The sequence below is a fragment of the Acidovorax sp. GW835-FHT14B10 genome (assembly GCF_058793725.1).
The window spans coordinates 270,619-282,476 of sequence record NZ_JBXAGC010000002.1 but is presented as its reverse complement, the minus strand read 5'-3'; the positions used below and the strand labels follow the sequence as shown (position 1 = coordinate 282,476).

Here is an 11,858-nt window from a genome sequence, read left to right as displayed (position 1 = left end):
CCTTTGCGGGAGGGGATGCAAGGCGCGGTGCGCAGCCAATAGCTTGGCTATTGGCAAGCGCCGCAACGCCGCAGACCGCCCGCAAAGACCACTGCCCCAAGGGTTGGAGCGAAATCGGGCGATTGGACGCCCCGGCTGCTTGCATGGGCACGAGCCCATGCGGCGCACCCGAAGCATCCACTCCTCCCGATTGCGCTCCAACGCGATCCCCTGCGAGATCGTAAACAGGTTCTCAGGTCGTCGTCCGGCTCCAGAAGGCATGTCCGCTGCCGGTCTGCTTGGCCTGGTACATGGCCTGGTCGGCACAGCGTATCAGTTCGGTCAGTGTGCGGCCATCCTGCGGACTGCGGGCGATGCCCGTACTGGCACCCACGGTGAGTGCCAGGCCTTGAAAATCCACCGGCTGGCGCACCGCGCTGTCCACGCGGCGGGCCAGCACCTCCAGCTGTTCGTCGGGCAAGGGATCTGCGAGCAGGACCACGAATTCGTCGCCCCCCAGCCGGGCCACGATGTCGTCGGCGCGGAACTGGGCCTGCAGGCGCGTGGCCACGACGCGCAGCACTGCGTCGCCCGCGTCGTGGCCGTGCGTGTCGTTGATCGGTTTGAAGCGGTCCAGATCGAGCAGCATCAGGGCGTGCGCAGCGCCATCGGCCAGCACCGGCGTGGCGCCGCGCGCCAGACCGGTGCGGTTGGCCAGGCCGGTCAGCGGGTCGGTGGCGGCGGCCTGTGCCAGGTGGGCGGCATGCAGGCGCAGCGCGGTCTGGGACGTGCGCAGGCCACTGATGCGCTGGCTCAGCGCGATGGCGAACACCACCAGCTCGGCCGCCACGCCGATCTGCAGGCCGTTGGCCAGCAGGAACGGTGCATCGATCACCCTCCAGTTGACCAGCACCACCCCCAGCACCGACAGGAACAGCAGCACCTGGCCACCCAGGTACCACTGCGCGGGGATGAAGCCGCGCCGCAGGATGATGACGGCCGCCACCGTGGCGAGCAGGGCGCCCGTACTGGCGACGATCTCGTTGGCGGTCTGGGCGGCGTCGAACTGGCCCAGCAGACCCAGTACGGCCACCGATGCCGCCAGCAGGCCCCAGGTCAGTAACAGCCGGTCCAGCCAAGACACTTGCCGCGTGTCCAGAAAGCTGCGCGCGAACAGCGCGCCGAACAGCAGCCACAGGCTGGGCAGCACCACGTGACCGCGCTCCTGCCACCAGGGCCAGTGGCCCCAGAGGTAGTGTGCCGCGTGGCCATTGAAGCTGGCCAGCGTCAGCAGCGCGAAGGTGCACTGGCCGATGTAGAAGCCGTAGGTGGCATCGCGGAAGATGCCTGCGAGCACGAGGTTGTAGACCAGCAGCGCGATCAGGATGCCGTAGCAGATACCGTCGAACAGCCGCTTGTGCTGGCGCCACTGCAGGTATTCGGCGGTGTCCCAGACCGACAGGCCGAGGCTGGGGGCCGTTTCGCCCAGCAGCCGGACATAGACGGTGTACACGCCCGGGCCGGGCAGTTGCAGGCGCATCACATAGCGCTCGCTGCCCAGGGGGCGGGTGGCGAACGGCTGCGACAGGCCGGTGTGCACCGACGGCGCCAGCGCCCGGCCGGTGGCGTCGAAGGGGCCATGAAAGCGCACGTCCTTGAGCGCCGTGGTCTGTGTGGCCAGCACCCAGTCGCCGGTTGCGGCGCGTTGCTCCAGCACCACCTTGAACCAGTGGGGCTGGGCGCCGTCGCCGTGCCGTTGCGTGGGCGGAACGGGTTGAAAGCGGCTGGCGTGGGCGGGTTGCAGCACCTCGTCCAGTGTCAGCGTGCCACTGTCATCCGTGAGCCACAGCAGCTGGCCGGTCTCCTGCAGCGCCAGCCCTTGCGGGTGGTCATCCAGGACGATGGGCGCGGCCCCGGCCACGGACAGCTTGGCAAGGAAAAGGCACAGGAGCAGGCAGGCGCGGAGCAGCTTCATGGACAATGGAGGGAACAAGTTTCACACTGTAACCGTGTGTACGCTGCGTTCCGGCGGTGTGTGCCTTCCGGCTTCACCTTTCACGCGGCGCGCGCACCATCCAGCCTGTCATGACCGATTTTCCTGAAAGCACCCAACGCGTGGCCGCCGCACTGCAGGCCGCGGGCCACCCCCACATGCCCCGCATGCTCGACGACGCCGCACGCACCGCGCAGCAGGCGGCCGATGTGCTGGGCATTCTGGTGGGGCAGGTGGCCAAGAGCATCATCTTCCGGCGCAAGAGCGACGATGCGGCGGTGCTGGTCATCACCTCGGGCGACCGGCGCGTGGATGAGCAGAAGGTCGAGGCCCATGTGGGCAAGATCGGCCGGGCCGATGCTGCGTTTGTGAAGGAGCGCACGGGCTTCTCGATTGGTGGTGTGTCGCCCATCGCGCATGCCACGCCGCCAGTCACGCTGATTGACCAGGACCTGCTGCGCTTTGATGTGGTGTGGGCGGCGGCCGGGCACCCGCACGGCGTGTTCCCCTTGCACCCCTCGGATCTGCAGCGCCTGACCGGCGCCCCGGTGGTGGACGTGGCCCAGGAGGTGGGGGCATGAGTGCTAAAGAAGCAATAGCCGCTCGCGCACATCTGTTAAGCACTGCGGGCTATTTTGATGCGGGGTCCGAGGAGGTGGTCCCTTCGCCCTGCATTTCGGTGTGCCGCATGACCGAAGACCGCAGCCGTTGCGAAGGATGTTTTCGCACCATCCCCGAAATCCGCGCCTGGGCGCAGGCCGACGGCGCCGAGCGCCTGGCCATCTGGGCGCGGCTGGCGCAGCGCGCCGGTATCCCCTTTCCCCCCGAAGGCGTGGCCAAGGAGCCGACATGAAGCACATCACGTTCTACCTGGACTTTGTCTCGCCCTACGCCTGGCTGGCCTTCGAGCGCCTGCCCGAGGTGCTGGAGGGCCTGAGCCACAGCGTGGAATATCGGCCCGTGCTGCTGGGCGCGCTGCTCCAGCAGCATGGCAACCCGGGGCCGGCCGGCATTGTGCCCAAGCGCGCCTGGACCTACCGCCATGCCGTCTGGCTGGGCCATTCGATCGGCGTGCCGCTGGCGATGCCGGCGCGCCACCCGTTCAATCCGCTGCCGCTGCTGCGCCAGGCCCTGGCCTGCAGCGAGGATGGCCGCATCAACCGCTTCGTCGCGGGCACCGTGTTCCGCCATGTCTGGCAGGGCGGGAACGAGGCGCTGGATGCACAGCGCCTCGCGGAACTGGCGGCCGCGCTGGAGCCGCAGCGCAAGCCCGGTGATGACGACGGCGCACGCGCCAAGGCGCTGCTGCGCAGCAACACCGAGGCCGCCGCCGCGCGCGGCGTGTTCGGCGTGCCGGCCTTCGAGGTCGATGGCAAGGTCTTCTGGGGCTATGACAGCCTGCCCATGCTGCGCGCCTGCCTCGAAGGCGACCGCTGGTTCGAGCGCGACTGGGACGCCGCTGCAAGCGTGGCGCAAGGCCTGCCGGGTTGAATGGGGCGGCCGTTCACCCGTACGGCCCACGCATCGCCCGACCATGCCCAATGCCTTTAACTTCAACGCCTCGCCCTTCGACTGCCTGAGCCTGGACGAGCAGCGCCTGGTGCGCGCCAGCGTGGACATCGCCTACTTCCCCGAGGGCGCCGTGGTGCTGGACGTGGGCGTGGCACCCACGCACCTGTTCGTCGTCATCAAGGGCCATGTCACCCAGACCGAGGGCGACGAGGTGCTGGCCACCTACGGCCCGGACGACTGCTTTGACGGCTGCGGCCTGATGACCGGGCGTGTGGGCAGCCGCTTTGTTGCCGCCGAGGAGGTGGTGGCCTACGAGCTCGCGCGCGCGGCGGTCAACGAACTCATCGCGCGCAACACCACCTTCGGCGCGCTGCTGTTTTCCGATCTGGGCCAGAAGCTCAGCGCACTGGCGCAGCGGGCCGACCAGCACGAGCGCCAGTCGCTCACCCTGGCGCGCGTGGACCAGGCCTTCCTGCGTCCGGCGCACACCGTGGATGCCGGCACCGACATCGTCTCGGTGGTGCGGCTGTTCCAGGCCCAGCGCACCACCAGCGTGCTGGTCACGGGCCTGCCCGGCGGGGCGCTGGGCATCTTCACCAACACCAGCCTGCAGCGCGCCATCCTCGATGGCCGCCCGCTGGTCCAGCTGGCGGTGGGCGCGCTGGCCAGCAGCCCGGTGGTGACCGTGCGGCCATCGGACCCGCTGGGCGATGCCATGGCCCTCATGCTGCGCCGCCACGTGCACCGCCTGGTGGTGGTGGAGGACGACGGCCAGGTGCGCGGCATCCTGGAGGCGCTGGACCTGTTCAGCTTCCTGGCCAACCACTCGCACCTGATCACGGTGCAGATCGAGCATGCACAGGACCTGCCGGCGCTGGCGCAGGCGGCGGCGCAGATCACGCGGCTGATTGCGGCGCTGTACCGGGGCGGCACGCGCATCGGCCTGATGGCCCGGCTGGTGCAGCAGCTCAACGCCCGGCTGTTCGAGCGCGCCTGGCACATGGTGGCGCCAGCCGACCTGGTGGCCAACAGCTGCCTGTTCGTCATGGGCAGCGAGGGGCGCGGCGAGCAGCTGCTCAAGACCGACCAGGACAATGGCCTGGTGCTGCGCGACGGCTACACCGCGCCGCCCGACCTCGACGCCATCTGCCAGCGCTTTTCCGAGGTGCTGGCCCGCTTCGGCTACCCCGAGTGTCCCGGCCGCATCATGGTCAGCAACCCCGACTGGCGCGGCACGGTCAGTGCCTTCAGCCAGCGCGTGCGCCAGTGGCTGCTGCAGCCCGAGGGCGACAGCCTGATGCAGCTGGCCATCTTTCTCGATGCGCATGCGGTGGCGGGCGATGCCACGCTGCTGGCCGCCGTGCGCGAGCGCGTGATGGCGCTGGCCACCGACAACGATGCCATGCTGGCCCGCTTTGCCGCGGCGGTGGACAACTTCGGCGGCCCCGCCGGATGGTGGAGCCGCCTGTTCGGCCGGAGCGACGAAGGCCGTGCCATCAGCCTCAAGAAGGCGGGCATATTCCCCATCGTGCACGGCGTGCGCAGCCTGGCCCTGGCGCGGCGCGTGGCCGCCACCGGTACGGCCGAACGCATCGCCGCGCTGGTGGAGGCCGGCGTGATCGACGCGGCGCTGGGCGATGCGCTGGTGCAGAGCCTGCACTTCCTGATGGGCCTGCGCCTGCAGGCCGGCCTGGCCGAGCTCGACACCGGGCGTCCGGTCACCGGCAACGTCGATCCCGAGCGCCTGAGCAGCCTGGAGCGCGACCTGCTCAAGGACGCACTGGCGGTGGTCAAGCGCTTCAAGCTGCTGCTGCACCAGCGCCTGAAGCTGGACGTGCTGTGAACCCGTTCGCGCGCTTGCGGCGCGCCTGGCTGCAGTACCACCTGGCCGACCCGGCCTATGCCTTCCTGTTCGATCCGCCGCCGCCCGATGAATGGGTGGCGCTGGACTGCGAAACCACGGGGCTGAACCGGCGCAGCGATGAAATCATCGCCATCGGCGCCGTGCGCATCGCTGGCAACCGTATCCTGACCAGTGAGCGGCTGGAGCTGCTGGTGCGCCCCGATAAAGGCGTGCCGGCCGACAGCGTGCGCATCCACCGCCTGCGCAGCGCCGACGTGGCCCAGGGCCTGCCCATCCAGGAGGCCCTGCACCGGCTGCTGCGCTTCATCGGCAGCCGGCCCCTGGTGGGTTACTTTCTCGAATTCGACGTGGCCATGCTCAACCGCGCCCTGTGGCCCCTGCTGGGCATGGGCTTGCCGCAGCCCAAGATCGAGGTCTCGGCGCTGTACTACGAGCACAAGTTCCGGCAGCTGCCGCCCTACCAGCAGCAGGCCAACGCCGACATCGACCTGCGCTTCGCCACCCTGATGGACGACCTGGGCCTGCCCCGGCGCGAGGCGCACGACGCGCTCAACGATGCGGTGATGGCGGCGCTGGCCTTCATCAAGCTGCGCCAGCTGCGCGGCGGTTGAATGCGGCCTGTTCTTGAATCAAAACCGGTGGCGGCGCATATCCTGCAAGCGCCATAAGCTTTTGACGAAGTAGCATCTTCCGGTGCGCGCAGCGCTCCGGAAACGAAAAACCGGGCACGAGGCCCGGTGGAGGTGGCAGGGCGGACAGGCCGCCATGCCAGGGGGTTGCGCTGTGACTTCCCGTCAGTGTCCCGAGGCACCGGCCGCGCCCAGGCCGGTTTCCGAACGCACCTGCTGCGCCGGGAACGCGGCGCGCTCGCGCGCGGCGTTGGCGCTCTTGTCGGTGATCGAGAAGAGCCAGATGCCGACGAAACCGATGGTCATGGAGAACAGCGCGGGCGAGGTGTACGGGAACCAGGCCGAACCGGCCGGGTTGCCCAGCGTGCCTTCCCACACCGAGGGCGACACGATGGTCAGGCCCACCGAGGAGATCAGGCCCAGGAAGCCGCCGATCACCGCGCCGCGCGTGGTGCAGTCCTTCCACAGCACCGACAGGAACAGTACCGGGAAGTTGGCCGAGGCCGCGATGGCAAACGCCAGCGACACCATGAAGGCGATGTTCTGCTTCTCGAACGCGATGCCCAGCACCACGGCGATCACGCCCAGGGCCAGCGTGGTCATGCGCGAGACCTTCAGCTCCGAGGCGCTGTCGGCCTTGCCCTTCTTGAACACCGTGGCATACAGGTCATGCGACACGGCCGAGGCGCCCGAGAGCGTCAGGCCGGCCACCACCGCCAGGATGGTGGCGAACGCCACGGCCGAGATGAAGCCGTAGAAGATGTTGCCGCCCACCGACTTGGCCACCAGCACGGCCGCCATGTTGGCCGTGCCCGCGCCGCCGTGGATGACGCCCTTGATCACGTCCGCGAACTCGGGGTTGGTCAGCACCAGGGTGATGGCGCCAAAACCGATGATGAAAATCAGGATGTAGAAGTAGCCGATCCAGGTCGTGGCCCACAGCACGGACTTGCGCGCTTCCTTGGCATCGGGCACGGTGAAGAAGCGCATCAGGATGTGCGGCAGCCCGGCGGTGCCGAACATCAGCGCCATGCCGAACGAGATGGCCGAGATCGGGTCCTTGATGAAGCCGCCCGGGCCCATGATGGACAGGCCCGCCTTGGCGGCCTCTTCGGGCGTCTTGCCCGTGTTGGCGGCAATCGCGGCGCGCACTTCCACGCCCTTGGCGAACAGTGCCTCGGGGCTGAAGCCGTACTGTGCCAGCACCATGAAGGCCATGAAGCTCACGCCCGCCAGCAGCAGGCAGGCCTTGATGATCTGCACCCAGGTGGTGGCCGTCATGCCGCCAAACAGCACGTAGATCATCATCAGCGCGCCGACGATGACCACGGCCATCCAGTATTCCAGGCCGAACAGCAGCTTGATGAGCTGGCCGGCACCGACCATCTGCGCGATCAGGTAGAACGCCACCACCACCAGCGTGCCCGAGGCGGCAAAGACCCGGATGGGGCCCTGCTGGAAGCGGTAGCCTGCCACGTCGGCAAAGGTGAACTTGCCCAGGTTGCGCAGGCGCTCGGCCATCAGGAAGGTGATGATGGGCCAGCCCACCAGGAAGCCGATGGAGTAGATCAGCCCGTCGTAGCCGGTGGCCATCACGGCCGCCGAGATGCCCAGGAACGAGGCGGCCGACATGTAGTCGCCCGCGATCGCCAGGCCATTCTGGAAGCCGGTGATGCCGCCACCGGCGGTGTAGAAGTCCGCGGCCGACTTGGTCTTGGCCGCCGCCCATTTGGTGATCCACAAGGTGCCGGCCACGAAGGCGCCAAACATGGTGATGGCCGTCCAGTTGGTGGCCTGCTTGGCGGCCTGGCCCAGGTCGGCGCCGGCCGCGTGCGCGCCGCCCGCCGCCAGCAGGGCCAGCGCCAGCACGAGCGCCAGCCTGCTCCCGCGTTTTTCCATTGCATTCATTTCGATGCGTCCTTCAGGATGTCTTTGGTCAGGGTGTCGAACTCGCCATTGGCGCGGCGCACGTAGATGCCGGTGATGACGATGGTGAAGATGATCACGCCCATGCCGATCGGAATGCCCAGCGAGGTCACGCCGCTGCCAATGGGCTGTGCCAGGAACTTCTTGTCGAAGGCAATCAGCGCGATGTAGCCGTAGTAAACGATCAGCATCAGTGCCGTCAGGAAGATGCCCAGGCGGTTGCGCTTGGTGCGCAGCTCCCGGTACTTCGGATGGCTCTGTATTTTTTGGACCATGGGGTCGCTCATGGATGTCTCTCCTCAAGGTTGTGTTGCACCCCGCGGTGTGGGGCGAAAGGCCGTCAAGCTGGCCGGATTCTGCAAACGCGCACTGACCAAGTGCTTACGCGAAGGCGCATTGCCGCGGTTTCCTGCGGACAAAAGTCGTGGCGCGCCAGCCGAGGGGAAACCCTGGATGCTGGTTGATTGCCGGGTGATTTTTCGCATCGAAAAATGCCAGTCGAGGGTTACTACCCGGGTTGTAAGAATTGCGGAAGTTTCGCGTCAAGTTCCGCAAGGAATGCGTCAGAGCGATGTCAGTAGCGCCACGGATAGTGGGCCCACAGGCAATTTGTATGTGCCTGTAAATTCAAATAATCACAGGAGACAACCATGGCAACGCAACATCCCGCACCGCGGCCGATGTCCGCCGAAGAGAGGAAAGTCATCTTCGCTTCGTCGCTCGGTACCGTATTTGAGTGGTACGACTTTTATCTCTACGGCTCGCTCGCAGCCATCATTGCCAAGCAGTTCTTCAGCGGCCTGGATGCAGGCGCGGCCTTCATCTTCGCGCTGCTGGCCTTCGCGGCAGGTTTTCTGGTGCGGCCCTTCGGCGCCATCGTGTTCGGCCGCCTGGGCGACATGATCGGTCGCAAGTACACCTTCCTGGTCACCATCCTGATCATGGGCCTGTCGACCTTCATCGTCGGCCTGCTGCCCAGCTACGCCACCATCGGCGTCGCGGCCCCGGTCATCCTGATCGCGCTGCGCATGCTGCAGGGCCTGGCACTGGGCGGTGAATACGGCGGTGCCGCCACCTATGTGGCCGAGCATGCACCGCACGGCAAGCGCGGTGCGTACACCTCCTGGATCCAGACCACGGCCACGCTGGGCCTGTTCCTGAGCCTGCTGGTGATTCTGGGCGTGCGCCTGACCCTGGGTGAAACGGTATTCCAGGACTGGGGCTGGCGCGTGCCGTTCCTGGTGTCCATCCTGCTGCTGGGTATCTCGGTGTGGATCCGCCTGTCGCTGTCGGAATCTCCTGCGTTCCAGAAGATGAAGGCCGAAGGCAAAACCTCCAAGGCACCCATTTCCGAATCGTTCGGCCAGTGGAAGAACCTGAAGATCGTGATCCTGGCACTGGTGGGCCTGACCGCCGGCCAGGCCGTGGTCTGGTATTCGGGCCAGTTCTACGCGCTGTTCTTCCTGACGCAACAACTGAAGGTGGACAACACCACTGCCAATCTGCTGATTGCCGCCGCCCTGCTGCTGGGCACACCCTTCTTCGTGGTGTTCGGTTCGCTGTCGGACAAGATTGGCCGCAAGCCCATCATCATGGCAGGCTGCCTGCTGGCCTGCGTGACCTACTTCCCGGTCTTCAAGATGCTGACCGAAGCGGCCAACCCCGACCTCGCCAAGGCCCAGGTCTCCGCAGGCGTGGTGGTGACGGCCGACCCCGCATCGTGCTCGTTCCAGGGCAACCCGGTGGCCCGCGAGATCGACTTCCGCAGCTCGTGTGACATCGCCAAGCGCTACCTGGTGCAGAACTCGGTGAGCTACGACAACGTGGCAGGCCCCGCCGGTTCACCGGCCGTGATCAAGATCGGTGACAAGACGGTCGAGGCGCCTACCGGCAATGTGGTGAACCTCAAGTTCGACGAAGCATCCGCCAAGGCCATCGCTGCCTTCAAGAAGGAAGTGGCCGACGACCTCAAGCTCGCCGGCTATCCCACGAAGGCGGATCCTGCCAAAACCAACAAGGGCCTGGTGGTGGCCCTGCTGTTCTGGCTGGTGCTGCTGGTGACCATGGTGTATGGGCCGATTGCCGCCATGCTGGTGGAAATGTTCCCGACCCGCATCCGCTACACCTCGATGAGCCTGCCCTACCACATCGGCAACGGCTGGTTCGGCGGCCTGCTGCCCACCACGGCGTTTGCCATCGTGGCGCAGACCGGCAACATGTACAACGGACTGTGGTACCCCATCATCATCGCGGGCATGACCCTGGTGGTCGGCACGCTTTTCCTGCGTGAAACCAAGGACGTGGACATCTACGCCAACGACTGACGGACGCACCGCTAGTGTGCCCAGTGCCTGCCCCGCCAGCGGGGCAGGCACGGTGTTCCAGAAGAAGGCCTCGCACCGCGGAATAGCAGTGCGCGAAGCCCTTTTGTTGAACAAGCAACCCCTATCACCAGGAGATGGAAGCCATGTGGAAGATCGTTGTAGGTTTCGTGCTTTTTGCGGCGTTGTCGCTGTTCGTCATCATGAAGGCAGGTGACAAGGTGGACATGTCCGGTGAAAAACACGGTGCCGATTCCCTGAATGCGCCGGAAACACCCGCCAGTGCCCCTGTGCCCGCTGCGCCGGCGGCCAGCGCACAGTAAGGGTTAACACCCATTTATGTTTGGTGCGCAGGCTGCGGTTCGCGCCCCGCATGGGGGTGGTCAATCCGAGGGAGTACCAACTGTTGTGGCGGCACATCACTTGTGTCATCAAAATTTCAGCAAAGAGTGCATCAAAACGTGGTGAACCATAAGATCGAGACCCCAAGCATTCTCGGTGGCCCAGTCAAAAACTGAAGCTGCCTGTGCGCCCCTGATGGCAATCTGTATCGAAGGAATATTCATGCAAAAAATGACCCGCGTTGTTCTGGCTGTCCTGGCTGTTGCCGGCACCACCGCTGCAATGGCCCAAAGCAGCGTCACGCTGTATGGCCGCGTTAACACCACCGTCGAACGCCAGAAGGATGGCGACGTGTCCAAGACCGGCATGTTCAACAACTCTTCCCGTTTCGGCTTCAAGGGCACGGAAGACCTGGGTGGCGGCCTGAAGGCTGGCTTCCAGCTGGAGTCGGGCTTTAATTCCGATACCGGCACGGGTTCGGGTTGGACCCACCCTACCACCGGCATGAGCTTCGCACGCCAGTCGGAAGTGAACCTGTCGGGCGGTTTCGGCATGGTGCGCCTGGGCAACTTCACCCCCGAGTCGTACTACGCGACGGCTGACTATGTGGGCATGCACAACCACGACACCGGTTCGTCTTCGGACGCCCTGTACCAGGATCCCGTGTGGTTCGGCGGCAGCTATGCACGCAATCTGAGCACGACCAACAAGATCGCCTACCGCGCACCCAAATTGGGTGGCCTGACGCTTGAGGGTGCTGTGTCTTTCCACGAGAAGGTTGCAGGTACCAACAACAAGAATGGCTACGATTTGGCTGCCAATTACGACATGGGCAAGCTGGCTCTGGGCGCTGGCTACAGCCAGGTGGGCGATGACAAACAGCTGGGTCTGCGCGCTCTGTACAGCTTCGGTCAATTTGTAGTGGGCGGTTACTACCAGCGCAATGATGAGGACGTTCGCGGTACGCGCAACAACTTCCGCCTGGCCGGTATGTACACCATGGGTGCTTCGGAACTCCACCTGAATGTGGGTCGCGCCAATAGCTGGAGCAACATTGCCGACTCGGCAGCGACCCAGTACACCGTGGGCTACAACTACAACCTGAGCAAGCGCACCAAGGTGTACGGCTACTACACCCGTGTGAACAACAGTGCAGGTGCCAACTACAACGTGACCAACAGCGGCGACGATTTCAGCTCCGTCGCAGTGGGCGTTCGCCACAACTTCTAATTCCCGATGCTCAGTTGGCTTTGCCAACTGGTGGAATGGAACCCGTAAAGGCCTTGCATCTT

The 11,858-nt window shown here is 65.7% G+C and carries 11 protein-coding genes; 8 read left to right on the top strand and 3 right to left on the bottom strand.

Translation table 11 applies throughout. The features are described 5' to 3' along the window. Positions 1-232 precede the first annotated feature (232 nt). Positions 233-1,954, bottom strand: coding sequence for a diguanylate cyclase domain-containing protein (locus AC1Q5S_RS03220; protein WP_492238320.1), 1,722 nt, complete (start codon positions 1,952-1,954; stop codon positions 233-235). A 110-nt stretch (positions 1,955-2,064) separates the two neighbouring features. Between AC1Q5S_RS03220 and AC1Q5S_RS03215 the strand changes: the two genes are divergently transcribed. The 5 genes from AC1Q5S_RS03215 to AC1Q5S_RS03195 are packed head-to-tail and all read left to right on the top strand — an operon-like array spanning position 2,065 to position 5,959. After that, entirely contained in the window at positions 2,065-2,553 is a 489-nt protein-coding gene (locus AC1Q5S_RS03215) for a YbaK/EbsC family protein (RefSeq protein WP_303835985.1), read from the top strand. Beyond that, positions 2,550-2,825: a DUF1289 domain-containing protein gene (locus tag AC1Q5S_RS03210; RefSeq protein ID WP_303835983.1), complete on the top strand. Its 276-nt coding sequence runs from the start codon at positions 2,550-2,552 to the stop codon at positions 2,823-2,825. Before AC1Q5S_RS03215 ends, AC1Q5S_RS03210 begins: the two co-directional genes overlap by 4 nt. After that, complete coding sequence (locus AC1Q5S_RS03205) at positions 2,822-3,463, top strand: 2-hydroxychromene-2-carboxylate isomerase (protein ID WP_303835982.1); 642 nt, start codon at positions 2,822-2,824, stop codon at positions 3,461-3,463. The genes AC1Q5S_RS03210 and AC1Q5S_RS03205 overlap by 4 nt, the downstream gene beginning before the upstream one ends. 43 nt (positions 3,464-3,506) lie before the next feature. Further along, a complete protein-coding gene (locus AC1Q5S_RS03200; protein ID WP_492238319.1) occupies positions 3,507-5,327 on the top strand; it encodes a putative nucleotidyltransferase substrate binding domain-containing protein in 1,821 nt (606 codons plus the stop codon). Then, the gene (locus AC1Q5S_RS03195) at positions 5,324-5,959 is read left to right on the top strand and encodes a 3'-5' exonuclease (RefSeq protein ID WP_492238318.1); all 636 of its coding nucleotides are present in this window, start codon (positions 5,324-5,326) and stop codon (positions 5,957-5,959) included. The genes AC1Q5S_RS03200 and AC1Q5S_RS03195 overlap by 4 nt, the downstream gene beginning before the upstream one ends. A gap of 183 nt (positions 5,960-6,142) precedes the next feature. On the opposite strand, the gene AC1Q5S_RS03190 is transcribed toward AC1Q5S_RS03195, so the two are convergent. Together AC1Q5S_RS03190 and AC1Q5S_RS03185 are read right to left on the bottom strand one after the other, a co-directional pair. Next, positions 6,143-7,876, bottom strand: a complete 1,734-nt coding sequence (locus AC1Q5S_RS03190) for a cation acetate symporter (protein WP_492238337.1) — start codon at positions 7,874-7,876, stop codon at positions 6,143-6,145. Positions 7,877-7,881: 5 nt separating this feature from the next. After that, entirely contained in the window at positions 7,882-8,190 is a 309-nt protein-coding gene (locus AC1Q5S_RS03185) for a DUF485 domain-containing protein (protein ID WP_026437035.1), read from the bottom strand. Positions 8,191-8,553: 363 nt separating this feature from the next. On the opposite strand from AC1Q5S_RS03185, the gene AC1Q5S_RS03180 reads away from it, so the two are divergent. From AC1Q5S_RS03180 to AC1Q5S_RS03170, 3 genes are all read left to right on the top strand, one after another. Beyond that, positions 8,554-10,227, top strand: a complete 1,674-nt coding sequence (locus AC1Q5S_RS03180) for an MFS transporter (protein ID WP_303835974.1) — start codon at positions 8,554-8,556, stop codon at positions 10,225-10,227. Between the two features lie 143 nt (positions 10,228-10,370). Further along, positions 10,371-10,547, top strand: coding sequence for a hypothetical protein (locus tag AC1Q5S_RS03175; protein ID WP_303835972.1), 177 nt, complete (start codon positions 10,371-10,373; stop codon positions 10,545-10,547). Positions 10,548-10,788: 241 nt separating this feature from the next. After that, the gene (locus tag AC1Q5S_RS03170) at positions 10,789-11,796 is read left to right on the top strand and encodes a porin (RefSeq protein ID WP_287952516.1); all 1,008 of its coding nucleotides are present in this window, start codon (positions 10,789-10,791) and stop codon (positions 11,794-11,796) included. The last annotated feature ends 62 nt before the right edge of the window (positions 11,797-11,858 follow it).